This is a genomic window from Massilia oculi, assembly GCF_003143515.1.
Lineage (GTDB): Bacteria > Pseudomonadota > Gammaproteobacteria > Burkholderiales > Burkholderiaceae_D > Telluria > Telluria oculi.
The window spans coordinates 3,208,267-3,231,307 of the sequence record NZ_CP029343.1 but is presented as its reverse complement, the minus strand read 5'-3'; the positions used below and the strand labels follow the sequence as shown (position 1 = coordinate 3,231,307).

Genomic DNA, 23,041 nt, shown 5'->3' with positions numbered 1-23,041 from the left:
AGATGCAACAAACTCGACAACGGTGTTCACAAATTCTAATTGACATTTTTTTACGGACGAAATTACTATGAAACCGTTTTCAAGATTGATGAAATCGATTTCTCGTCAATCCATGTGTTAGCGCTCTCAGCGCTTCGATTTACCCTATAAAACAATACTCGGAGACAAGCAATGACCAAGACTACGCCCGCGGGGGCCGCAGTGCGCGCCTCGTCGTCCACTCCCATCCGCCTCGCCATCCTGACCCTGCTCGCCGGCATTGGCAGCGCCCAGGCCCAGAGCGCGTCCGACCCGGCATCCGCCGCCGCCGCCACGCCGCCCGCCGTCGTCGACAACGGCCAGATCGCCGAGGTGAAGGTCACCGCCACCAAGCGTTCGACCTCGCTGCAGCGCACCCCGATCGCGGTCACCGCGCTCAGCGCCGCCACCCTGCAGGACAACCACGTGCAGACCATGCTCGACGTGGTGGCGCTGGTGCCGGGCTTCCAGGCCACGGCCCAGGGCGACCACGGCGTCACCACCATGACCCTGCGCGGCATCGGCAACGACAGCGCCAAGACCGAATACGCCGACCCGGAAGTCGCGTCCTTCGTCGATAACGTCTATTCGCCGCGCGCCGAAGGCGCCACCGCACTGATGTTCGACGTCGAGGGCATCGAGGTTCTGCGCGGCCCGCAAGGCACGCTGTGGGGCCGCAACTCCACTGTCGGCGCGGTCAACATCCAGACCGTCAAGCCGGAACTGAACAGCCGCTCCGGCTACCTCGAAGGCGGCATCGGCGACTACAACCGCCTGGGCGTGCGCGGCGCGGTCAACATCCCGGTCTCCGACAATGCCGCACTGCGCTTCGCCGTGGTGCACGAGCGCCACGACGGCTACGTCGACTACCAGCGCTTCAAGAACCCGTCGGTCGAGTCGCAGCGCGCCGCCTACCTGGCCTCGGGCGCCGATCCGGCCGGTTTCCGTCCGATCAACCCTAACCTGTTCGTCTCGGGCGGCGACAAGTACAGCGCCCAGGACCAGAGCGCGGCGCGCCTGTCGCTGCTGTGGCAACTGGCGCCCAACGTGCGCTGGGACATCGCCTACGAAAAATTCATCGACCGCGGCACCCCGAGCGCCAACCTGATGCAGACCCCGCGTCCGGGCGAGAAGCACTGGTCGACCCTGTCCGACAGCGCGCCCTGGATCAACCGCGACAGCCACAATGTGCGCAGCCGCCTGAGCTGGGACATCAGCCCCGACATGGCGCTGCAGTACGTGGCCGGCTGGTCCAAGTACAGCGGCGACATGCGCTTCGACCAGGATGGCGGCACCGTGGTCCCGACCTCGATCACCACCGGCGGCATCTTCCAGGAACACACCACGGTCGACTCCAACTACAAGAGCCACAGCCACGAGCTGCTGCTGCAGTCGACCGGCACCCGCACGCTCGACTGGCAGGTCGGCGCCTATTATGGCAACGAGAAGAACGACGTCCGCTTCGACATCGCCGGCATGAAAGGCACGCCGGACGGCGCCGTGAACTGGCAGGGTTCCTTCATCCAGCCGAAGCAGACCGTGGACACCTCGGCCGTGTTCGGCCAGGCCACCTGGAACATCACCAATGCCTGGCACCTGACCGGCGGCGTGCGCTACACCCACGACAAGCGCGTCCACACCGGTGGGCGCGGCTACACCTGGGGCTATGACGCCAGCGCGCCGCAACTGCCGCTCAACCCGCACATCGACCCACGCGATCCGGTCAATGGCTACGTCGAAGGCGTGCCGAACGACGGCCGCTACAGCGACAACAAGGCCACCGGCCTGGTGCGCCTGAACTACGACATCGACCGCAACAATATGGTCTATGCCAGCGTGTCGACCGGCTACAAGTCGGGCGGCGTGCAGGACCGCGGCCTGCCCTACCAGCCCGAGACGCTGACCAACTACGAGATCGGCTCGAAGAGCACCTTCCTGGACGGCGCCCTGCGCATCAACAACGCGCTGTTCTACATGGACTTCAAGGACTTCCAGTTCAATTCGCCGGTCAGCTTCCCGGACGGCAGCCGCGGCCTGGCCATCGAGAACGCCGACGGCGCCGAGGTGTACGGCCTGGAGACCGAGATCGCCGCCCGCATCGCCAAAGATGGTCGCCTGTCGATCGCACTGGCCGTCCTCGACACCAAGCTCGGTCGCCTGATCGCCGGCTCGAACGACTATGCGCTGCCGCCGTGCACGATCGATCCGCGCATCGAGACCTGCCTCGACGTCACCGGGCACAAGCTGCCGCACGCGCCGAAGTTCTCGGCCACGGTCCAGTACCAGCACACCTTCCGCCTGGCCAATGGCGGCAGCCTGATACCGCGCATCACGGCGCGCTACGAAGACGAGGTGCGCCTGAGCGTGTTCGACCTCGGTCCGGAAGACCGCCAGAAGGCCTATGGCAGCGCCGACGTCGGCCTGCGCTACCAGCAGGACAAATGGTGGGTCGACGCTTTCGTGCGCAACGTGAGCGACAAGAAGATCAAGACCAGCGCCTTCAACGGCTTCGGCCCTTGGCTGGCGCAGTACAAGCCGCCGCGCACCGTCGGCATCAACACCGGCTTCGATTTCTAAGCCGCAGCACGGCAGGCCCGTTCCCCGGGCCTGCTTTTTTGTTTTCAAGCGCCTTGCCCCGCGCTTTGCTTCGATCAGAGAGTTCCATGACCAAAAGTCCCGACTTCGACTTCAACAACGACTTCCCACCCGATTTCACCTGGGGCGTGGCCACCAGTTCCTTCCAGATCGAAGGCGCCCACGACGTCGACGGCAAGGGCCCGTCGATCTGGGACACCTTCTGCAAGGACAAGGCGAACATCAAGGATGGCAGCGACGGCACCGTCGCCTGCGACCACTACCACCGCTACCGCGAAGACGTCGACATCATGGCTTCGCTGGGCGTGGACGCCTACCGCTTCTCGCTGGCCTGGGCCCGGGTCCAGCCTACTGGTCGTGGCGCCTGGAACGAGGCCGGTTTCGGCTTCTACGACCGCCTGCTCGACGCGCTGGCGGAAAAAAACATCCGCCCCCACGCCACGCTCTACCACTGGGACCTGCCGCAAGGCTTGCAGGACGACGGCGGCTGGATGAATCGCGACACGGCGCACCGCTTCGCCGACTACGCGCATGAAGTGGCGCGCCGCTTCGGCAACCGCATCGAGGCGATCGCCACCCATAACGAGCCCTGGTGCACGGCCAATCTCGGCTACGGCAACGCCCAGTTCGCGCCGGGCGTGGTCGACCTGAAGCAGTCGATCCAGGTCTCGCACCACCTGCTGCTGTCGCACGGCCTGGCGATGCGCGCCATGCGCGAGGTGGGCGGCAAGGCGCAACTCGGCATCGTGCTGAACCAGTGGACCGCCGATGCCGCCACCGGTTCCGAGGCCGACCGCGCCATGGCCGAATTCGAGTATGCGCGCTCGGTGCAGTGGTTCATGGACCCGATTTTCAAGGGCCGTTATCCGGAACTCGCGCTGCGTGGCCATGGCGCCAACGCGCCGCAGGTCCGCGACGGCGATTTCGACATCATCAGGCAGAAGATCGACTTCCTCGGCTCGAACTATTATTTCCGCAGCTGGTGCAGCGCCGCCACGCCGCCGGTGCCGCCGCCGGCTCGCCACGGCGTGACCGACATGGGTTGGGAGATCTTCCCGGAAGGCCTGCCCGAACTGCTGATCAAACTGAAAGCCGAGTACCCCGACCTGCCGCCGGTGTACATTACCGAGAACGGCATGGCCAATCCCGACCTGGTCGAGAATGGCCGTGTCCACGATCCGGCACGCATCGCCTACGTGCGCAGCCACCTGGCCGCGCTCAAGGAGGCGATGGATGCCGGCGTCGACGTGCGCGGCTACTTCCTCTGGAGCCTGCTCGACAACTTCGAGTGGAATTCGGGCTACGCCAAGCGCTTCGGCATCGTGCACGTGGATTATGCGACCCAGCAGCGCACCCTCAAGGACAGCGCGCTGTGGTATCGCGAATTCATTGCGGCCCGCGACCGGGCCAATCGCATCAAGACTTGATCGCCACAAAAAAAAGCGACAAGGAGGAGACATGCAGACGATTACCTACCCCGACGGCCCGCGCCTGCTGGCCGACATCGGCGGCACCAACGCGCGCTTCGCGCTCGAGCCGGCGCCGGGCGCGATCCAGGCCGTGCGGTCGCTGGCCTGCGCCGACCACGCCCGTTTCGAAGACGCGGTGCGCTTCTACCTGGCCGGCACGCAACGGCTGCACGGCGCCCGCGTGCGCCACGCGGTGATCGCGATCGCCAATCCGGTGGACGGCGACGCCATCCGCATGACGAACCACCACTGGGCGTTCTCGATCGAGGCGGCGCGCCGTGCACTGGGCCTGGAGACGCTGCTGGTAGTGAACGATTTCACGGCGCTGGCCATGTCGCTGCCGGCCCTGCGGCCGGGCGACCTGGCCCAGGTCGGCGGCGGATCAGCGCTGGCAGGCAGCGCCATCGGCCTGGTCGGCGCCGGCACCGGCCTCGGTGTCTCGGGCCTGGTCCCGAGCGGCGAGCGCTGGATTCCCCTGAGTAGCGAAGGCGGCCACGTCGCCTTTTCCCCGCTCGACGAGCGCGAGGTGACCGTGCTGCGCCATGCCTGGCAACGCTACGATCACGTCTCGGCCGAGCGCTTCGTCTCCGGCCCCGGCCTGGTGCTGATCCGCGAGGCGCTGGCCATGAGCCGCGGCATGGCGCCGGACAAGGACCTGTCGCCGTCCGACATCGTGACGCGCGGCCTGTCCGGCGGCGACGCGCTGTCGCTGGAAGCGATCGACTGCTTCTGCGGCATGCTGGGCACGGTGGCGGCCAACCTGGCCGTGACCCTCGGCGCGCGCGGCGGCATCTATATCGGCGGCGGCGTCGTGCCGCGCCTGGGCGCCTATTTCGTCGCCTCGCCGTTTCGTCCGCGCTTCGAGCGCAAGGGCCGCTTCAGCGAGTTCACCGCGCGCATCCCCACCTGGCTGATCACGGCGCCGACGCCGGCCCTGCAGGGCGCGTCGGCGATGTTGTCCGATCACCTGGCCTGGACCCATGCGACAGCGCCGCACATGAGCATGGAGGCTGCGCATGCGTAAGATCGCCTCGCCGCTGCTGTGGGTGCCGACCGGCTACTTCACGATGGCGCTCGGCTACGTGATGCTCACCAGCGTCACCGCCATCATGTTCAAGAACCTGGGCATGGACAACGGCCGCGCCGCCCAGTATTCGAGCCTGCTGATCCTGGCGTACACCGTCAAGCCGCTGTTCGCGCCCTTCGTGGAGATGTACCGCACCAAGAAATTCTTCGTGCTGTGCGCGCAGGTGGCGATCGGCGCCGGCTTTGCCGGGGTCGCGCTGCTGATGGAACTGCCCGGCTACATGACCTTCCTGATGGCGATTTTCTTCGCCCTGTCCTTCATCGGCGCGACGCAGGACATCGCCAGCGACGGCGTCTACGTCACCTCGCTCGACGCCCGCGCGCAATCGCTGTACTGCGGCATCCAGAGCCTGTCCTGGAACATCGGCCCGATCGTGGCCGCCGGCGGCATGGTCTACCTGAGCGGCTACCTGCACACGCACGTCTTTGGCCACGATCCCGCCGTGTTCGGGCCGGACTGGATCGATGCCTGGCGCATCATCTTCCTGCTGGTCGGCGGCCTGACCCTGTTGATGGCGCTGTGGCACTGGCGCACCATGCCGCAAGGCGCGCGCGCGGCCGACACGCCGTCCTCGGTGAAGGACGCCGGCCGCATCCTGCTCGACGCCTTCGTCACCCTGTTCCAGAAGCGCGGCGTGTGGCGCATGATCGCCTTCGCCTTCCTGTTCCGCTTCAGCGTGGGCCTGCTGGAAAAGATCGGTCCCTTCTTCATGGTCGATCCCGCCTCGAAGGGCGGCCTGGGCCTGTCGAACGAGATGCTGGGCCTGATCTACGGCACCTACGGCCTGGCCGCGGTGCTGGTCGGCTCGCTGCTCGGCGGCCTGTACGTGGCCAAACGCGGCCTGAAGGCGACGCTGTTCGTGCTGTGCTGCGCGATCAACATTCCGAACGTGGCCTTCCTGGTGCTGGCGCTCACCATGCCATCGAGCCTGGTCCTGATCACGCTCGGCGTCGCGATCGAAAAATTCTTCTTCGGCTTCGGGGCCGTCGGCTTCATGATCTACCTGATGCAGCAGCTCGCGCCGGGCAAGTACACCACCACCCACTATGCCTTCGGCACCGGCCTGATGGGCCTGTGCGGCATGGTCACAGGCGTGATCAGCGGCCACCTGCAGGAGATGATGGGCTACGTCGGCTACTTCGTGCTGGTGATGGTCGCCACCATTCCCTCCTTCCTGGCCACCTGGTTCGCGCCGTTCTACCACGACGACGGCAGCCAGCCGAAGGCGGAACCGGATGCCGACGCCGCGGGCAAGACGGTGCCGGCATGATGCGTCATGCCCGCCACGCTCAACTCGCGTGCTGCCTGCTGCTGTCCATGGCCGCGGTCGCTGCGCAGCAACCTTCACTTCCACCCACCATGCAAGACATCGCCACCATCTCGCTCGACGCCCTGCTGCAGGAAGAACGGCAGCTCCAGTTCGACCGTTTCGACAGGGACACCGCCGCCGCCCTCGGCGCTGCGCTGGTTGCGCGGGCGCAGCGCGCCAGCCGGCCGGTGACGCTCGAGATCAGGCAGGGCGACACGGTCCTGTTCGCGCATGCGATGCCGGGCGCCTCGCCGGACCATGCAGACTGGATCCGGCGCAAGAACAACCTGGTCAAGCGCACCGGCCACAGCTCCTTCTACACCCACCACGAGGTGCGCCAGGCCGGCGGCGATCACGACAAGTTGCCCGGCCTCGACATGCGCGACTACGCGGCCCACGGCGGCGCCTACCCGATCGTCGTGCGCGGCAAGGGCATGGTCGGCACGGCTACCGTGTCGGGCCTGCCCGGCGCCGACGACCACGCGCTGGTGGTGGCCGCGCTGAAAGACCATCTGCAGACAGGAGAACTGCCATGACCCGCATCATCCGCTGGGGCATCCTCGGCACCGGGCGCATCGCGCGCGACTTCGCGGCCGGCCTGCGCGCCACGCCCGACGCCGTGCTGGCCGCGGTCGCCTCGCGCAGCGACGAAGGCGCCCAGGCCTGTGCCGCTCAGTTCGACGTTCCACGGGCGTTCGGCTCCTATGAGGCGCTGGTCGATTGTCCCGACGTCGACATCGTCTATATCGCCACCCCGCACCCGATGCACGCCGCCAACGCCCTGCTCGCCCTGCGCGCCGGCAAGGCTGTCTTGTGCGAGAAGCCATTCGCGATGAACCGCCGCGAGGCGGGCGAGATCGTGGCGCTGGCGCGCGCGAAGAACCTGTTCCTGATGGAGGCGATGTGGACCCGCTTCATGCCGGCGCTGGCCGAGGTACGGCGCATCATCGCCTCGGGCGAGATCGGCACGGTGACCCAGCTGCACGCCGACTTCGGCTTCTCGGCCACGCCCGATCCAGCGCACCGCGTCAACGATCCGGCGCTGGGCGGCGGCGCGCTGCTCGACTTGGGCATCTACCCGCTGTCGATCGCCTGCGCCCTCCTGGGGCGGGTCGAGACGGTGCAGGCCCAGGCCATCATGGGCGAGACCGGCGTCGACCTCACCACGGCCTTCACCATGCGCCACGCGGGCGGCACCCTGTCGATCTGCAGCTGTTCGCTGCGGGCGCGCGCGCCGAGCGAGCTGGTGGTGTCCGGCACGCGCGGCAGCGTGCGCATGCACCGGATGTTCCACATGACCGAGAGCGTCACGGTCGACCTGCTGGACGGCCCTTCGCGCACGATTTCCACGCCCTGGCTCGGCAACGGCTACACCCATGAGGCGATCGCCGCAGGACAGTGCCTGCGCGACGGCCTGCTCGAGCATCCCGACATGACCCACGACGATACGCTGGCGATCATGGGGCTGCTCGACACGATCCGCAGGCAGATCGGCCTGCGCTATCCGAGCGACTGAGCCCCGGCGCGCAGCGCGTCGAGCTGCTGGATATTGGCCGGCTTGACCAGGTAACGGTCGAAGCCGGCACCCAGCGCGGCCCGGCGGTCGGCATTGCTGCCGTAGCCGGACAGCGCGATCAGGAGCGGCGTGCGCTCTCCCGGCACGGCGCGGATGTGGCGCGCCAGTTCGCGGCCGTCCATGTCGGGCAGGCCGATGTCGAGGATGCGCGCGTCCCGGGATTCCGCCAGCACGCGCCGTCAGGGCTGCGGCGCGTTTCCGTACCAGCCGTATTCCCAGCGCCACGGCATGTCGTTCTCGCCCAGCGCCAGGCGTGCGATCTCGGGGAAGATGCGCTCGGCACGCACGTCGTTGGACAGCATCACCAGGCAGCGCCGGCGCGCCTCCAGGCAGATCGCCATGTTTCCGGTGCTGTCGTTGTGCCCGCCCTTGAACCATCCGGCGCCGCTGCGATCCTGGAAGATGACCACGCCCAGGCCGGCCGCCAGCCCCGCTACCTGCGCGCCGGGCCGCGACACCAGGGTCGGGAACTGGCCGGCGCTCAGGATCGGCAGTTGCGGACGCACCATCTCGGCGCGCAGCGACGGGCTCAATCCGTCGCCGCGCACGAGCGCCGCCCACATGCGCGCCTGGTCGGCGATCGTGGTGTCCATCGAGCCGGCGGCGGTGACGGCGCTGCGCTGGTCGTGCGGCTCCATCTTGCCCTTCAGGGTGTAGCCGTCGGCCATGTTGGCGGCGAAGTCCGGCCGCCAGCGCATGCTGGTATTGGGCATGCCCAGGCGGTCGAACACGCGCAGCTGCATCTCGCGGCCGGCATCGAGGCCCAGCCCCTGCTCGACGATCAGCTGCAGGATGTACATGCCTTCGGCCGAGTAGGCATAGCGCGCGCCGGGGTCGAAGTGAAAGCGCAGCTTTTCGTCCGGCTCGAGCCAGCGGAAGTTGGCGAAGCCGCCCGCGTGCGTGAGCAGGATGCGTGGCGTGAGCCGGCGCCAGCGTTCGTCGCCGGCCAGGTCGCTGAAATCCCTGCGTTCGCCAAGCCGGTAGTCGGGCAAGGCCCGGGGCAGCAGCCGCGTGAGCGGTGCATCCAGGTCGAGCCGGCCTTCGCTGGCCAGCTGCAGCAGCATGTAGGCGAAGGCGGTCTTGGTCAGCGAGGCGCCGTACATCACCGTGTCAGGCTCCAGCGGCAGGTCGCACTCCAGATTGCGCTTGCCGTAGGTCGCGACCTTGACCACCTGCCCCTCGTCGATCAGCGCCAGCGCCAGTCCGACCACTTTTTCGCGCGCCATCAGGGCCTCGACGTCGCGGTCCGGCAATCCGGGGGCCGGGCCGCGCGATGCGCTCGAACAGCTGACAACCAACAGCGACAAGACCGCCACCCACAGTGCTCTCATCGGCTTCTCCCTGGTTGAGTTCCCGTGCGGACGACGGGATAACCAAGTGTAGCGCCGAGCCCGGCGCCGGACAATCGCTATGCCGGGTGGATCAGAAGCTGTGGCGCAGCCCGAGCGTGGCGCCCTTCAGGGTGGCGCCGGGCGCCGCGCCCAGGCTGTTGATCGCGAAGTCGTAACCGCCGTTCTCCTCGTTGTCGAGATGGGTGACGTAGGCATGCAGCGCGGTGCGCTTCGATAGCAGGTATTCGTAGCCGAGCGTGACGTGGGTGGCGCCGGTGCGTGCGCCGCCACGGATGAAGCCGACCCGGTTGCCGCCGGCGCCCTTTCCATCACCAGCATGCGCCAGCCCGAGGCGCAGGCCGTGCGCGCCGAGTTGATGGGTGACCGAGACATACCAGGCATTGCGATCCAGGCCGCCGGCGGCCGTCTCGTATTCGAGGCGCTCGGCCAGCAGCGCCACCCGGGTGTCACCGAAGCGCCGCGCCACGGCCAGCTTGGTGCCGCTGTCGCGCAAGCCCGGTCCCTGGTATTCGTGGTGCCGCTCATGGGCCAGCGTCGCATACCACGGCCCCTGATCGTAGACCGCCGCGAGCGAGGTCAGGGATGGCTTGGCGCCGCTGGCCGGGCGTTCCTCTGCCAGGCCGTGCGTCATTCGCAGGCCGATACCCTTCCATGTCCGGGTCCAGTAATGGATGGAGTTGGCCTGGCGCCGGTCGAAGGAAGACAGATTGTTCACGTTGTCGACCGCCGCCCCGGCGCCGTTGCCGATGATGCTCATATAACCGGCGGTAGTCGGATAGAAAGGGTCGAGGCTCGACGTCGCGCCGTTGTAGGCGGTCACCCAGTGACCGGCGAACAGCGTGCCGAAGCCGCCATCGAGGCCGACCCGGGTATCGCGGCGCGCGAGCTCACCCGCGCCGGTATCGAGCGACAGCGTGCCCTCGACCTGGAAGATGGCGCTGACCCCGCCGCCCAGGTCTTCGCTGCCGCGAAAGCCCAGTACCGAGCGGTTGTTCGAGACCCGCTGCTGGCTCAGGCGCGGACCGTCGGCGGTGGCGGACGCCTTCACGTATTCGGCCGACACGTTCAGGCGGCCATAAAGCTGGACCTGGGTCTGGGCCTGGGTCTGGGCGGCGGCGGCGCATGCCGCGAACGCCAGGGCACTGCGGCGCATGTATTTACTCATCGAAGACTCTCCTTGCCAGAATTCTCGGCCACGGGCCCATCCCGGCCTATCCCCAATCGAGGGGAGATCCATCCCCCCAAACGTGTTGGTTTTACGCCGCTTTACATTTCCCGCCCTGCGCCGCACGGTCCGCCCGGCCGTTAATCATGGACGAAACCCGAAACAGGACACGACCATGATCGACAGCATCGGCGGCGCCAGCGCCGCACAGGCGGCATCTGCCCCACCCCCGAAAAAAAACGACGAAGCGGCGCCTGGCCCGGCCACCACGGTCCCGTCCCCGGACGCCCAGGCGACGCCACCGGCGCCCACCCAAAGCGTCGAGTCGGCGGCGGCGGCGCGCCTGGGCGACGAACTGAATGCCCAGGCCGACGCCACGCGCGTGCAGCGCGCCGTGGATGCATCGCCGGTATCGGCCGCGGCGTCAAGCGAGGACAGTGACGCGGTCGAGGAAACCGGAAGCGCCCAGGCCGCAGCGGCACCGGCTGGCGGCGCCGGGGGCGCCGGGAGCGCTGCAGTGTCCTCGGCGACCACCGACACCGACTACATCGCCGAAGCCGACACCAATTCGGACAAGACGGTCAGCGACGAGGAACGCGCCGCCTACGAGGCCAGGCTGCGCGAGCAGAACGAAAAGCAGGCCGGGGTGCGCGCCGCGTATGGACAGATTGAAGCCGCCACGCCGGCGCTCGACATTACCGCCTGACGCCGCTATGCGGGATCAGGGACGCGGGTCGACGATGCGCGAAAATGCTGCACTGCACCCGGAGTTATCCGAAGTAAATTCAAAATAACTGAAGAAACGCGTTGTAGTCAGGTAGTCAACTACGGTAGAGTGTCGCCTTCCGAGAAGACTTTCCATGAGGCGGCGCATGCCAGACCCTAGCCCGACTACGCCCCCCGGATTGTTGCTTGCGACGGACCTGAGCGCCCGCTGCGACCGGCCCCTGGAACGCGCCAAGCAGCTGGCCGACGAATTTTCAATACCGCTGGTGGTCCTGACGGTGCACGACGCGCCCCAGGCGCCCGGCGAAGTGCTCCAATGGCTCGACGGCGACGCCGGACGCACGCAGCAGGAAGGCGCGGCGCGCGCCGAGTTCGCGCGCGAATTCGCCGGCTCGCCCCTGCAGGCCACCCAGCATTTCGCCACCGGTCCGGCCGCTGCCGCCATCCTCGACAGCGCGGCCACCCTGCCCGGCGCCATCGTGGTCGCCGGCGCCTCGCAGCACGACAGCCTGGGCGACCTGCTGCTCGGCTCCACCGTCGAGAAACTGGCGCGCGGCCTGGCGCAGCCGCTGCTGGTGGTGCGCCAGCGCGTACGCGGCTCCTACCGCCGCATCATGGTCGCGACCGACTTCACGCCGGCGTCAAAACTGGCGCTGGAAACGGCGGCCCGCCTGTTCCCCGGGCGCCGGATCACGGTATTCCACGCCCATGATTCCGAGACCCTGGTCCCGGATGCGCCGCCCCACGCGGAGCTGATCCGCTTCCTGGACGGCTGCGCACTGCCGCCCGGCGCCCATGAGCTGCTCGACCTGGTGATCGGCGAAGGCGAACCCGCCTCCCAGCTTGCGCGCCATGTAGTGGATAATAGTATCGATCTGGCCGTGCTCGGCCTGCATGAAGAATCGGCGCTGATGCGCCTCCTGACCGGTAGCCGCAGTGAATACCTGCTGCAGGCAGTCGTGTGCGACACGCTGCTTGTACGTCCCCCTGTGCGCCATGGAGAAGACGATGAGAATGAAAAAACCTGAAATCGCCCTGCGCCTCTGCGCGCGCCGCTACATGTCGCACTGCCCCGAAGGATGATGTCAATGACCTCACTGCCACTGATCCTGCTCGTCCTTCTTCCCTTCGCCGGCGCCTTCGTCTCCGCCTGCCTGCCCAATGGGTCGCGCAACCGTCCCGCCATTGCGGCCGGCGCGTTTACCCTGACGGCCCTCCTCTTCGCCATTGCCCAGTTCCCCGCCCTCGAAGCCGGCGAAGTCCTGCAATCGCGCCACAGCTGGCTGCCGATGTTCGGCCTCGACATCGTCATCCGCATGGACGGCCTGGCCTGGCTGTTCTCGGTCATGGTGCTCGGCATCGGCCTGCTGGTGATCCTGTACGCGCGCTACTACATGTCCAAGCGCGATCCGGTCGCGCGCTTCTACGCCTACATGCTGGCCTTCATGGGCGCGATGATGGGCGTGGTCCTGTCGGGCAACCTGATCCAGCTGGTGGTGTTCTGGGAACTCACCAGCCTGACGTCCTTCCTCCTGATCGGCTACTGGCAGGAGAGCAACGACGCCCGCCGCGGCGCGCGCATGGCCTTCACCGTCACCACCGCCGGCGGCCTGTGCCTGCTGGCCGGCGTGCTCACGCTCGGCCACATCGTCGGCAGCTACGAGCTGGAGACGGTGCTGGCGGCCGGCGACCAGATCCGCGCCCATGCGCTGTACCTGCCGGCGCTGGTGCTGATCGCCCTCGGCGCGCTGACCAAGAGCGCGCAGTTCCCGTTCCACTTCTGGCTGCCGCACGCGATGGCGGCGCCGACGCCGGTGTCGGCCTACCTGCACTCGGCCACCATGGTCAAGGCCGGGGTGTTCCTGCTCACGCGCCTGTACCCGGCCCTCGGCGGCACCCCGGAATGGACCTGGATCATCGTCGGCGCGGGCGCCACCACCCTGGCGCTGGCCTCGTTCTTCGCGATCTTCCAGAACGACATGAAGGGGCTGCTGGCCTACTCGACCATCAGCCATCTGGGACTGATCACCTGCCTGCTGGGCATCGGCACCCCGCTGTCGGTGGTGGCGGCGGTGTTCCACATCATGAACCACGCGATCTTCAAGGCCTCGTTGTTCATGGCGGTCGGGATCGTCGACCACGAGACCGGCACGCGCGACATGCGCGTCCTGCGCGGACTGCGCAAGGCGATGCCGGTGACGGCCGCGCTGGCGATCGTGGCCTCGGCCTCGATGGCTGGCGTGCCGCTGCTGAACGGCTTCCTGTCGAAGGAGATGTTCTTCGCCGAGACCACCCACGTGGGCGGCAGCGACGACTGGACCCTGTCGTACGTGGCGGTGGCGATGGGCATCTTCAGCGTCGCCTACTCGCTGCGCTTCATCAGCGTGTTCTTCGGCCGCCTTTCCAAGGACCTGCCGCACGAGCCGCACGAGCCGGCGCGCTGGATGCGCTTCCCGGTCGAGTGCCTGGTGGTGCTGTGCGTCGCGGTCGGCATCATGCCCGAGCGCGTGGTCGGCGAAGTGCTGGAGGTCGCTTCAAGCTCGGTCCTGGGCGCGGCGATGCCCGAGTACGACCTGGCTATCTGGCACGGCTTCAACCTGGCCCTGCTGATGAGCGGCGCCGCGCTGCTGCTGGGCGCCCTGCTGTACTGGGTGCTGTGGCGCCGCCATGACCTGCGTGAGCGCACCCGGGTGCCAGTGCTGCACCGCCTGAAGGGCGCGCAAGCCTACGAAAGCACGATGCTGGCGCTGTCGGTCGGCGCCAACGCGCTGATCCGCTGGACCGGCACCCGCCGCCTGCAGCCGCAAATGCTGGTGCTGATGGCCGTCATGGTCGCCGCGCCGCTGCTGCTGGTCGATCCGCTGCCCGCGATTCCCGCGCTGAGCGTGCAGGCGCTCGACCCGCTGTTCGCGGTGCTGTGGATCATCGGCGCCGCTTGCGCCCTCGGCGCGGCCTATAGCGCCAAGTACCACCGCCTGGTCGCGCTGGCCCTGGTCGGCGGAACCGGCGTGGTCACTTCGATCACCTTCTTGTGGCTGTCGGCGCCCGACCTGGCGCTGACCCAGCTGATGGTGGAGACCGTGACCACGGTGCTGATCCTGCTCGGCCTGCGCTGGCTGCCGCCGCGCTTCGCCCCGGCCGGCCTCAAGGAGCGCGCGCCGGCCAGCACCTGGTTCCGGCGCGGGCGCGACGGCTTCATCGCCGTCGCCGGCGGCCTGGGCATCGCGGCGGCCAGCTATGCGGTCTTGCGTCTGTCGCCGCCACCCTCGATCGGCGAGTTCTTCGTGCTGCGCGCGCTCACCGAAGGCGGCGGCTCGAACGTGGTCAACGTCTTGCTGGTCGACTTCCGCGGCTTCGACACCATGGGCGAGATCACCGTGCTGTCGGCCGTCGCCCTGACCGTCTATGCGCTGCTGCGCCGCTTCCGCCCCGCTACCGAATCGATCGCGATTCCGGTGCAGCAGGCCAGCGACGTCGACCCGGCCGTCACGCAAACCCCGGCCGAGCAGGCCTCGAGCGGCTATCTCATGATTCCGGCGGTCTACCTGCGCATGCTGCTGCCGGTGATGGGCGTGATGGCGGCCTACTTCTTCATGCGCGGCCATAACCTGCCGGGCGGCGGCTTCGTCGCCGGCCTGATCTTCGCCACCGCATTGATCGTGCAGTACATGGTGGCCGGCACCGACTGGGTCGAATCGCACCTGCGCCTGCGGCCCCACCGCTGGATCGCCTGGGGCCTGGCATGCGCGGCCTTCACCGGCATCGGCGCCTGGTTCCTCGGCTATCCGTTCCTGACCAGCCATACCGCCCACCTCACCCTGCCGATCCTGGACGAGATCCACGTCCCGAGCGCCTTCGTGTTCGACCTGGGCGTGTTCCTGGTGGTGGTCGGTTCCACCATGCTGACCCTGGTCGCGCTGGCCCACCAGTCGCTGCGCAGCCATCGCGCGGCGGCCGACGCCACGCGCGCCACCATCCCGCCCTCCAAGGAGATCTTCTGATGGAGCTCGTCATTTCGCTCGCCATCGGCATCGTGTTCGGCTCCGGCATCTGGCTGATCCTGCGTCCGCGCAGCTTCCAGGTGCTCTCGGGCCTGATGCTGATGTCGTATGCCGTCAACCTGTTCATCTTCATCATGGGCCGCCTGTGGGTCGACGCCGCGCCGCTCACGCCCGCCGGCGCGCCCCCCAACCCGGCCGCCCTGGCCGACCCGCTGCCGCAGGCCCTGGTGCTCACGGCGATCGTCATCGGCTTCGCCACCACCGCGCTGTACCTGGTGGTGATGATCGGTTCGCGCGGCCTGACCGGCACCGACCACGTCGATGGCAAGGAGCCTGAACTATGAGTCTTCACTGGACCCAGCACCTGATCCTGGTGCCGGTACTGCTGCCGCTGCTGGTGGGCGCCGCCCTGGCCCCGCTGACGCAGGGCTGGCACCGCCTGAAGTACTGGCTCAGCTACGCCTCGGTGCTCGCCCTGCTGGCCACCGCGGTGGCCCTGATCCAGATGACCGACGGCGGCCACTGGCCGGGCGGCCTGGGCATCTACCTGGCCGCCAACTGGAGCGCGCCGTTCGGCATCGCCCTGCTGGTCGACCGCCTGTCGGCCCTGATGCTGCTGCTCACCGCGGTACTCGGCCTGGCCTCGCTGCACTTCACGCGCACCCGCTGGGGCAGGATCGGCGTGCATTACCACACGCTGTTCCAGTTCCTGCTCATGGGCATCAACGGCGCCTTCCTGACCCACGACATCTTCAACCTGTTCGTGTTCTTCGAAGTGATGCTGGCCGCGTCCTACGGCCTGGTGCTGCACGGGTATAACGCCGAGCGCATTCGCGCCAGCATGCAGTACATCGCGATCAACCTGGCCGCCGCCCTGCTGTTCCTGATCGGGATTGCCGTGACCTACGCCACCACCGGCACCCTGAACATGGCCGACCTGGCCGCGCGCGTGCCGCTGCTGACGGGCGACGAACTGGCCCTGTTCAAGGTCGGCGCCACCGTGATGGCGCTGGCCTTCCTGACCAAGGGCGCGATGTGGCCGCTGGGCTTCTGGCTGCCCACCACCTATGCCGCCGCCTCGCCGCCGGTGGCGGCCATGCTGGTGCTCATGACCAAGGTCGGCGCCTACGTGATATTGCGCCTGTGGCTGCTGATCTTCTCGGATCACGCGGGCGCCGCGGCCGGCTTCGGCGGCGACGCGCTGCTGTATGGCGGCATGGCGACCATCGTGTTCGGCGCCGCCGGCATCCTCTCCACCGACACCGCCGGCCGCATGGCGGGCTATGGCGCCATCGTCTCGTCCGGCACCCTGCTGGCGGTGATCGGCTACGGCCAGCCGACCCTGGTCACGGCCGGCATCTATTACCTGATCGGCTCCACCATCGCGGTGGCTGCCTTCCTGCTCCTGATCGAGCTGATCGACCGCATCCGCACCCCACGCTCGGCCATGCTGGCGCTGACCATGGAAGCCTATGCGGTCGAGGACGCGCCGGACGAACCGGTCGGGCGCGGCGTGCCGGCCGCGATGGCGTTCCTGTCGCTGGCCTTCGCCGCCTGCGCGCTGATGATCGCCGGCCTGCCGCCGCTGTCCGGCTTCGTCGCCAAGTTCGGGATGTTCCACGCGTTGCTCAATCCGCACATCGACGGCGCCGGCGCCATCGACGGCAGCGCCGCGATCCCGGCCGCCGGCTGGGCACTGATGGTCCTGATCATCCTCTCGGGCCTGATCACCGTGATCTCGATGATGCGCTTCGGCGTGCGCACCTTCTGGGCCAGCGGCGCGTCCGAGCCGCCAAAGCTGCACCGCTCCGAGGTGGCACCGATCCTGCTGCTGCTGGCCCTGTCGGTGCTGATGACGGTGCAGGCCGAGCCGATGTTCGGCTACCTGAGCCGCGCCAGCGACGACGTCCACCGTCCCGGCGCCTACATCGGCCGGGTGCTGTCCGAGCCATCCGTGCCGGGCCCGGCGTCCACCGCCCCTTCCACCCTGTCGCTCCCGGAGGCGCCATGAGCCGCTGGCTTCCTTACCCCTTCGTGTCGCTGACGCTGTGCGTCCTGTGGCTGCTGCTGAACCAGACGCTGTATCCGGGCCACGTCCTGCTCGGCGCGGCGCTCGGCGTCGCCGGTCCGGTCCTGACGCGGCACCTCAATCCGCTGGGCTATCCGCGCCTGCGCAAGCCCATCGTCGCCGTGCGCCTGCTGGGCTTCGCGGCGGTCGAAGTGGTGCGCTCGTGCTTCAACGTCAGCCGCATCATCCTGCTGGCCGATCACGCCAACCTGAACTCGCAGTTCATCCGCGTGCCGCTCACGATACGCGATCCCTACGGCCTGGCGGCGCTGTCCTGCCTGATCAACATGACGCCGGGAACGGTGTGGACCGAACTTCAGCCCGGCCGCGATCCCGCGCACCACGAGCTGGTGCTGCACGTGTTCGACCTGCACGACGCCGCGTGGTGGATCGACACCATCCAGACCCGCTACGAACAGCCCTTGATCCACATCTTCGAAACGGAGGTACGCCATGGCGACCCTGCTTGAAATCTCGATCGGCTACGCCCTCGTGTGCGTGCTGGCGGCAATGGCGCTGTGCGCCGGCCGGCTGCTGATCGGTCCCTCGGCCCACGACCGCGTGCTGGCCCTCGACACCCTCTGGATGTGCGGGATGCTGCTGGCCCTGGTGCTGGGCATCCGCTTCGGCACCCAGGTCTATTTTGAAATGGCGATGCTGATCGCGCTGGTCGGCTTCGTCTCGACCATCGCGATGGCGAAGTTCCTGATGCGCGGGGAGATCATCGAATGACCGGCATCGAACACCTGCCCGACTGGGCCGCCCTGCTGGTTTCGCTGCTGCTGATCCTGGGCGCCAGCATCATCCTGATCGGCGCGCTCGGCCTGATGCGCCTGCGCACCTTCTACCAGCGCATCCACGGCCCGGCGATCACGATCACCCTGGGCGCCGGCAGCCTCCTGATCGCCTCGATGCTGTACTTCACCGTGGCGCAGTCGCGGCCCGTGGTCCACGAGATCATCATCACCGTGTTCGTGCTGCTGACCGCACCCGTGGTGTCGATGATGATCATGCGCGCCGCCGTCTACCGCGACCTGCGCGCGAAGAAGGGCGATGCGGGCGCGACCGCGGGCGAGGTGTACACCATCTCGCGCGAATGAGGCCAGCCTCGGCGCCGCTCAGCCCAGGCGCCGGAACAGGCCGGGATAGCGCACGACCAGGCCATCGGCATCGGTCTTGATGTCGGCCTGGAAGGGATCCGACAGGCTCTCGAAGCGGTAGCGGCCCTCGCCCAGCAAGGTATAGGCCTGGCGCGACGGCGTCACGCCCGCCCCGGGCAAGGTGACGTAGGCGACCAGGATCTCGCGGCGTTCGCGCAGGGCCTCGCCCAGGCGCCGGATCGGCAAGGTATTGGTGAACGGCGAACAGGCCAGATCGACGTCGGTGCAGCCGTCCAGCGCCGGCAGCGGCGCGCCGTCCGGGCCGCGCCACCTTGCTGCGCCGTCGGCGCGCAGCAGCAGGCGCGCGCCGACGGCCACGCTGGCCTCGACCTGGCGCACCCGCCAGCGCGCGTCGCAATGGATCGCGTAGCGGCAACCGAAAGGGCTGCCCTGATACAGGTCCCCCGAATCCGGCCCGACCACCACGCCTTCGGCGACGACGCCTTGCGCGGTGTGGCGGATCGCGAGGTATTCCAGACCGTTTCCTTCTTCCGTCGCCCAGCGCAGGCGGCGTTCCATGATCGTCCTCGCTTTCTGCGTGCGTGATCTGCCTTCACCATAGCCGATTCCAGTCACGCACACCTGGCGCCGTCGAGTAAATACAACATCGCGAAAAAATAGATTGCGCGTCGCAGCAATGTTAGCGCTATCAATTTTTCATGGTCCTTCCTGAGTGAAAAACCGCTGGAAGCCCCGTTTGCGCCCACTGCAAAGCGGCAAAATCAGCCGCGGATCACATTGCATTGCAACATCGATAACGTGTTTACAAAAAAAATTAGCTGAACAACACTCCGAGAAACGCGATGTTAGCGCTAACGGTCTTCCGAGGAGAAACGATGTCAGCATCAAGCGTCAACACCCCGTCCCAACCCGCCGGCGCCCTGCGCTGGGTCGTCATGGGCGTCAGCGGATCGGGCAAGAGCACGGTCGGCGCCGCCCTGGCCAGCCACTTCGCCGTGCCCTTTCTCGAAGGCGACGCCTACCACCCCGCCAGCAACGTCAGCAAGATGACAGCCGGCATTCCGCTCGATGACGACGACCGCGCCGGCTGGCTGGACGCGCTGGCGGCCGAGATCGGCCAGGCCCGCAGCCGGGGCGAAGGCCTGGTGCTGTCCTGCTCGGCCCTCAAGCGACGCTACCGCGACCTGCTGCGCGTGGCCGACCCGGCGCTGCGCTTCGTGCACCTGGCCGGTCCGCGCGAGCTGATCGCCGTGCGCATGCACGGCCGCCCCGGCCACTACATGCCGCCCTCGCTGCTCGATTCGCAGCTGAGCATCCTGGAGCCACTGCAGGCCGACGAAGCCGGCCTCACGCTGGACATCACCCTGGCGCCGTCGGCGCTGGTGGAAAGCGTCACCCGAAGCGCCTGAACCACGACGTCCGAATTACGACACCTGAACCACGGCCCTGGCACCGGGATTCGGCGAGATTCATCGCAAGCAGCCAGTTGCAAGCTGTCGCGCAGCCGACCATAGAGACGGCGCGCTCCCCTACAACAAGCATCGAGGAGACATCATGCGTACACCAGTTCAACGGACTCTCATCAGCCTGGCCGTGGCCAGCGCCTGCTGGAATGTGGGCATCGCCCACGCCCAGCAAGTGCAGCCCGAGCCGACGCCCGCCGCCGACAGCGCGGAGCAGACCACGCCGGCCGACGCCGCGCAAGCGACCGATGTTCCGGCCCCGGCCGATGGCGCCGCCGCCACCGTCGTACGCATCTCGGGTTCGCGCATCGCCGCGCGCGGCTTCACCATGCCGACGCCGACCACCAGCCTCACCAGCGCCGACCTCGAGAAATCGGCCAAGCCGAACCTGTTCAACACCCTGGCCGAGCTGCCTGCCCTGCAGGGCAGCACCGGCCGCACCACCAGCACCAACAGCACCAGCAGCGGCATCCAGGGCCTGTCTTCGCTGAGCCTGCGCGGCCTGGGCACGATCCGGACCCTGACCCTGCTCGACGGCCAGCGCGTGGTCGGCGCCAACGTCACCGGCGTGACCGACGTCAGCCAGTTCCCGCAACTGCTGGTCAAGCGCGTCGACGTGGTCACCGGCGGCGCCTCGGCGTCCTACGGTTCGGACGCGGTGGGCGGCGTGGTCAACTTCGTCACCGACAAAAAATTCACCGGCTTCAAGGCCCACGTCCAGGGCGGCCAGACGAAGTATGACGACGACCGCGGCGGCAGCGTGCAGGCGGCCTGGGGCAAGTCCTTCCTGAACGACCGCTTCCACGTGACGGCCAGCGCCGAGTTCACGAAGGAAAACGGCATCGAGTCGCCCGGCTTCGGCGGCAAGGGACCGAACGGCCGCACCTGGTACCAGAACCCGGCCTACTCGGTGCGTCCTTTGGGCCAGACCGGCGACGGGCTGCCGCAATATCGCGTGATCGAACAGGCGCAGCAATACCAGTACGCCAAGTATGGCCTGATCACCAGCGGCCCGCTGCAGGGCACGGCCTTCGGCGCGGGCGGCGTTCCCTACCAGTTCCAGTACGGTTCCAACGGCCGGCCGACCGGCACCGGCGCCGTCACCGGTTGCATCAACCCGTTCTGCATCGGCGGCGACTTGAGCGGCAGCGTGGGCTCGGGCACCAACCTGGCGATGAACTTCAAGCGCCAGGTGGCCTATACCCGCATGTCGTTCGACATCAATCCCGACCACCAGCTCTACTTCACCGCCAACTACGGCAAGGTGGACTCGCGCTTCTCGCCCAACCCGGGCGCGGCCAAGAACGCGAACCTGAACATCCAGTGCTCGAACCCCTTCCTGCCGGCGTCGATCGTCGATGCCTGCGCGCGCAACAACATCACCAGCTTCCAGTACGGCACCTCGAACGCGGTCTTCCCCGAGAACATCGACGTCCAGCCGACCCGCACCCAGCGCCGCTTCGTGCTCGGCGCCGAAGGCAAGTTCGCCCTGTTCGGCAAGGACTGGTCGTACGACGCCTACGTGACCCACGGCGAGAACAAGACCAATCTCGATGCCTTCAACATGACGCTCAACGCGCGCTACAACAATGCGATCGATGCGGTGCGCGCGCCGGACGGCCGCATCGTCTGCCGCAATCCGGTGGCCGCTGCGTCGGGCTGCGTGCCGCTCAACATCATCGGCGACAACCCGATCGATCCCGCCGCCTGGGCCTATATCGCGCCGGCCAACGGCCCGCGCCAGCGCACCACGCAAAGCCAGGACGTCGGCAGCTTCAACATCAACGGCGAGCTGTTCGAAGGCTGGGCCGGCCCGATCTCGCTGGCCACCGGCGCCGAATACCGGCGCGAGAAATACCGCGTGCGCGGCGACGCCTATGGCAACGGCGTGACCCCGGACTCGCCGAACAACGCGATGTATCCGAGCGACCCGCTGCTCAATACCACGGTCGGCAACAACTGGTACGCCGGTAACTTCCACAACGGCGAAGGCAGCTACAACGTGCGCGAAGCCTACGTGGAACTGAACGTCCCGGTGTTCAAGTCCGAGACCTGGGGCGAGGCCAACCTGAATCTGGCCGACCGCGAGACCAAGTACAGCACCGCCGGCAGCGTGGGCAGCTGGAAGCTGGGCGCCACCTGGCAGACGCCGATCGACGGCCTGCGCCTGCGCGGCGTGACCTCCAAGGACGTGCGCGCGCCGAACCTGTCGGAGCTGTTCGCGGCGCCGGTGGTGGTCAACAACGTGGTCCAGTACCAGGGCAATACCATCAGCGTCCAGGAACGCACCGTGGGCAACACCGGCCTGCGTCCCGAGATCGCGCGCAACAACACCTTCGGCATCGTCCTGAGCCAGCCGAAATGGGCGCCGGGCTTTTCTATCTCGGCCGACTACTTCGATATCGAAGTCAAGGGCGTGATCTCGGCGCTGACGATCCAGCAGGAAGTCGACCTGTGCGTGGCCGGCAACCAGGAGATCTGCCAGGCGATGGTACTCAACAGCCCGGGCAACAACTACGTCACGGTGCAGAACTTCAACCTGGCCTCGCTGAAGGTCAAGGGCTTCGACCTCGAGACCGCCTACCGGACTGGCCTCGAGCGCTTCGCCCTGCCGGGCCGCTTCACCTTCCGCGCGCTGGCCACCCGCAACCTGCACTACATCACCGAGTCGGGCGTGGTGGGCACCATCGCGGTGGATTCGGCCGGCTCGAACATGGGCAATACGCCGAAGTGGAAGGTGCTGGCGCAGCAGACCTGGGAGAACGACAAGCTGAGCTTCACGCTGACCGAACGCTGGTTCAGCGACGGCACCTACCGCAACGACTTCATCGAGTGCCAGACCAATTGCCCGATGTCGACGCTGATCCACCCGACCATCTACGACAACAAGATGAAGGGCGCGGCCTATCTCGACATCGGCGCCAGCTACAACCTGTCGAAGCAGTTGCAGGCCTACTTCAAGATCGACAACGTCACCGACCGCGCGCCGGAAGCGGCGCCGCAGACCAATGCCAGCTACGGCATCAATCCGGCGCTGTACGACGTGGTTGGACGCACTTACCGGGTCGGCCTGCGCTACGGCTTCTGACGG

At 67.6% G+C, this 23,041-nt stretch carries 20 protein-coding genes; 16 read left to right on the top strand and 4 right to left on the bottom strand.

The genetic code is table 11. From position 1 onward, the window contains the following. The first annotated feature begins 171 nt into the window (after positions 1-171). The 6 genes from DIR46_RS14755 to DIR46_RS14730 all read left to right on the top strand — a co-directional run bounded on the left by DIR46_RS14755 (position 172) and on the right by DIR46_RS14730 (position 7,994). Positions 172-2,595, top strand: coding sequence for a TonB-dependent receptor (locus DIR46_RS14755; protein WP_109345906.1), 2,424 nt, complete (start codon positions 172-174; stop codon positions 2,593-2,595). Positions 2,596-2,681: 86 nt separating this feature from the next. After that, positions 2,682-4,040 carry a GH1 family beta-glucosidase gene (locus tag DIR46_RS14750; RefSeq protein WP_109345905.1) on the top strand — a complete coding sequence of 453 codons (1,359 nt, stop codon included), beginning with the start codon at positions 2,682-2,684 and terminating at the stop codon, positions 4,038-4,040. 31 nt (positions 4,041-4,071) lie between these two features. Then, positions 4,072-5,106 carry a glucokinase gene (locus tag DIR46_RS14745; protein ID WP_109345904.1) on the top strand — a complete coding sequence of 345 codons (1,035 nt, stop codon included), beginning with the start codon at positions 4,072-4,074 and terminating at the stop codon, positions 5,104-5,106. Then, the gene (locus DIR46_RS14740; protein ID WP_109345903.1) at positions 5,099-6,439 is read left to right on the top strand and encodes an MFS transporter; all 1,341 of its coding nucleotides are present in this window, start codon (positions 5,099-5,101) and stop codon (positions 6,437-6,439) included. The genes DIR46_RS14745 and DIR46_RS14740 overlap by 8 nt, the downstream gene beginning before the upstream one ends. Before the next feature lie 89 nt (positions 6,440-6,528). After that, the gene (locus DIR46_RS14735; RefSeq protein WP_229446263.1) at positions 6,529-7,014 is read left to right on the top strand and encodes a heme-degrading domain-containing protein; all 486 of its coding nucleotides are present in this window, start codon (positions 6,529-6,531) and stop codon (positions 7,012-7,014) included. Then, entirely contained in the window at positions 7,011-7,994 is a 984-nt protein-coding gene (locus DIR46_RS14730; protein ID WP_109345901.1) for a Gfo/Idh/MocA family protein, read from the top strand. The genes DIR46_RS14735 and DIR46_RS14730 overlap by 4 nt, the downstream gene beginning before the upstream one ends. On the opposite strand, the gene DIR46_RS14725 is transcribed toward DIR46_RS14730, so the two are convergent. From DIR46_RS14725 to DIR46_RS14715, 3 genes are all read right to left on the bottom strand, one after another. Beyond that, positions 7,979-8,227, bottom strand: a complete 249-nt coding sequence (locus DIR46_RS14725) for a response regulator (protein ID WP_229446262.1) — start codon at positions 8,225-8,227, stop codon at positions 7,979-7,981. The genes DIR46_RS14730 and DIR46_RS14725 overlap by 16 nt on opposite strands. A gap of 6 nt (positions 8,228-8,233) precedes the next feature. After that, on the bottom strand, positions 8,234-9,385 hold the full coding sequence (locus DIR46_RS14720; protein ID WP_109345900.1) for a serine hydrolase domain-containing protein: 1,152 nt from the start codon (positions 9,383-9,385) through the stop codon (positions 8,234-8,236). Positions 9,386-9,476: 91 nt separating this feature from the next. Next, the gene (locus DIR46_RS14715; protein ID WP_109345899.1) at positions 9,477-10,571 is read right to left on the bottom strand and encodes a porin; all 1,095 of its coding nucleotides are present in this window, start codon (positions 10,569-10,571) and stop codon (positions 9,477-9,479) included. 175 nt (positions 10,572-10,746) lie between these two features. On the opposite strand from DIR46_RS14715, the gene DIR46_RS14710 reads away from it, so the two are divergent. From DIR46_RS14710 to mnhG, 8 genes are all read left to right on the top strand, one after another. Further along, positions 10,747-11,277, top strand: coding sequence for a hypothetical protein (locus tag DIR46_RS14710; RefSeq protein WP_109345898.1), 531 nt, complete (start codon positions 10,747-10,749; stop codon positions 11,275-11,277). Positions 11,278-11,443: 166 nt separating this feature from the next. Further along, positions 11,444-12,325, top strand: coding sequence for a universal stress protein (locus DIR46_RS14705; protein ID WP_162819519.1), 882 nt, complete (start codon positions 11,444-11,446; stop codon positions 12,323-12,325). Between the two features lie 60 nt (positions 12,326-12,385). Beyond that, entirely contained in the window at positions 12,386-15,298 is a 2,913-nt protein-coding gene (locus tag DIR46_RS14700) for a monovalent cation/H+ antiporter subunit A (protein WP_205288982.1), read from the top strand. Continuing rightward, the gene (locus DIR46_RS14695) at positions 15,298-15,642 is read left to right on the top strand and encodes a Na+/H+ antiporter subunit C (protein ID WP_109345896.1); all 345 of its coding nucleotides are present in this window, start codon (positions 15,298-15,300) and stop codon (positions 15,640-15,642) included. The genes DIR46_RS14700 and DIR46_RS14695 overlap by 1 nt, the downstream gene beginning before the upstream one ends. After that, positions 15,639-17,309: a monovalent cation/H+ antiporter subunit D gene (locus DIR46_RS14690; RefSeq protein WP_109345895.1), complete on the top strand. Its 1,671-nt coding sequence runs from the start codon at positions 15,639-15,641 to the stop codon at positions 17,307-17,309. The genes DIR46_RS14695 and DIR46_RS14690 overlap by 4 nt, the downstream gene beginning before the upstream one ends. Continuing rightward, positions 17,306-17,836: a Na+/H+ antiporter subunit E gene (locus tag DIR46_RS14685; protein WP_109345894.1), complete on the top strand. Its 531-nt coding sequence runs from the start codon at positions 17,306-17,308 to the stop codon at positions 17,834-17,836. Before DIR46_RS14690 ends, DIR46_RS14685 begins: the two co-directional genes overlap by 4 nt. Further along, on the top strand, positions 17,820-18,098 hold the full coding sequence (locus DIR46_RS14680; protein ID WP_109345893.1) for a K+/H+ antiporter subunit F: 279 nt from the start codon (positions 17,820-17,822) through the stop codon (positions 18,096-18,098). Before DIR46_RS14685 ends, DIR46_RS14680 begins: the two co-directional genes overlap by 17 nt. Beyond that, the gene (mnhG, locus tag DIR46_RS14675; protein WP_109345892.1) at positions 18,095-18,466 is read left to right on the top strand and encodes a monovalent cation/H(+) antiporter subunit G; all 372 of its coding nucleotides are present in this window, start codon (positions 18,095-18,097) and stop codon (positions 18,464-18,466) included. Before DIR46_RS14680 ends, mnhG begins: the two co-directional genes overlap by 4 nt. Before the next feature lie 18 nt (positions 18,467-18,484). Here mnhG and DIR46_RS14670 read toward each other — a convergent pair whose 3' ends face one another. Beyond that, entirely contained in the window at positions 18,485-19,045 is a 561-nt protein-coding gene (locus tag DIR46_RS14670; RefSeq protein ID WP_109345891.1) for a putative glycolipid-binding domain-containing protein, read from the bottom strand. Positions 19,046-19,362: 317 nt separating this feature from the next. On the opposite strand from DIR46_RS14670, the gene DIR46_RS14665 reads away from it, so the two are divergent. After that, entirely contained in the window at positions 19,363-19,896 is a 534-nt protein-coding gene (locus tag DIR46_RS14665) for a gluconokinase (protein WP_109345890.1), read from the top strand. A gap of 145 nt (positions 19,897-20,041) precedes the next feature. Beyond that, the gene (locus DIR46_RS14660; RefSeq protein WP_109345889.1) at positions 20,042-23,038 is read left to right on the top strand and encodes a TonB-dependent receptor plug domain-containing protein; all 2,997 of its coding nucleotides are present in this window, start codon (positions 20,042-20,044) and stop codon (positions 23,036-23,038) included. Positions 23,039-23,041 lie beyond the last annotated feature (3 nt).

Bases quoted from the DNA above. Each gene is read 5' to 3' on its own strand.
- DIR46_RS14750 (WP_109345905.1), top strand. From the start codon at position 2,682: ATGACCAAAAGTCCCGACTTCGACTTCAACAACGACTTCCCACCCGAT.
- DIR46_RS14740 (WP_109345903.1), top strand. From the start codon at position 5,099: ATGCGTAAGATCGCCTCGCCGCTGCTGTGGGTGCCGACCGGCTACTTC.
- DIR46_RS14720 (WP_109345900.1), bottom strand. From the start codon at position 9,385: ATGAGAGCACTGTGGGTGGCGGTCTTGTCGCTGTTGGTTGTCAGCTGT.
- DIR46_RS14690 (WP_109345895.1), top strand. From the start codon at position 15,639: ATGAGTCTTCACTGGACCCAGCACCTGATCCTGGTGCCGGTACTGCTG.
- DIR46_RS14700 (WP_205288982.1), top strand. From the start codon at position 12,386: ATGACCTCACTGCCACTGATCCTGCTCGTCCTTCTTCCCTTCGCCGGC.
- DIR46_RS14665 (WP_109345890.1), top strand. From the start codon at position 19,363: ATGTCAGCATCAAGCGTCAACACCCCGTCCCAACCCGCCGGCGCCCTG.
- DIR46_RS14680 (WP_109345893.1), top strand. From the start codon at position 17,820: ATGGCGACCCTGCTTGAAATCTCGATCGGCTACGCCCTCGTGTGCGTG.
- DIR46_RS14710 (WP_109345898.1), top strand. From the start codon at position 10,747: ATGATCGACAGCATCGGCGGCGCCAGCGCCGCACAGGCGGCATCTGCC.
- DIR46_RS14705 (WP_162819519.1), top strand. From the start codon at position 11,444: ATGCCAGACCCTAGCCCGACTACGCCCCCCGGATTGTTGCTTGCGACG.
- DIR46_RS14685 (WP_109345894.1), top strand. From the start codon at position 17,306: ATGAGCCGCTGGCTTCCTTACCCCTTCGTGTCGCTGACGCTGTGCGTC.
- DIR46_RS14695 (WP_109345896.1), top strand. From the start codon at position 15,298: ATGGAGCTCGTCATTTCGCTCGCCATCGGCATCGTGTTCGGCTCCGGC.
- DIR46_RS14730 (WP_109345901.1), top strand. From the start codon at position 7,011: ATGACCCGCATCATCCGCTGGGGCATCCTCGGCACCGGGCGCATCGCG.
- DIR46_RS14670 (WP_109345891.1), bottom strand. From the start codon at position 19,045: ATGGAACGCCGCCTGCGCTGGGCGACGGAAGAAGGAAACGGTCTGGAA.
- DIR46_RS14745 (WP_109345904.1), top strand. From the start codon at position 4,072: ATGCAGACGATTACCTACCCCGACGGCCCGCGCCTGCTGGCCGACATC.
- DIR46_RS14660 (WP_109345889.1), top strand. From the start codon at position 20,042: ATGCGTACACCAGTTCAACGGACTCTCATCAGCCTGGCCGTGGCCAGC.
- mnhG (WP_109345892.1), top strand. From the start codon at position 18,095: ATGACCGGCATCGAACACCTGCCCGACTGGGCCGCCCTGCTGGTTTCG.
- DIR46_RS14755 (WP_109345906.1), top strand. From the start codon at position 172: ATGACCAAGACTACGCCCGCGGGGGCCGCAGTGCGCGCCTCGTCGTCC.
- DIR46_RS14715 (WP_109345899.1), bottom strand. From the start codon at position 10,571: ATGAGTAAATACATGCGCCGCAGTGCCCTGGCGTTCGCGGCATGCGCC.
- DIR46_RS14735 (WP_229446263.1), top strand. From the start codon at position 6,529: ATGCAAGACATCGCCACCATCTCGCTCGACGCCCTGCTGCAGGAAGAA.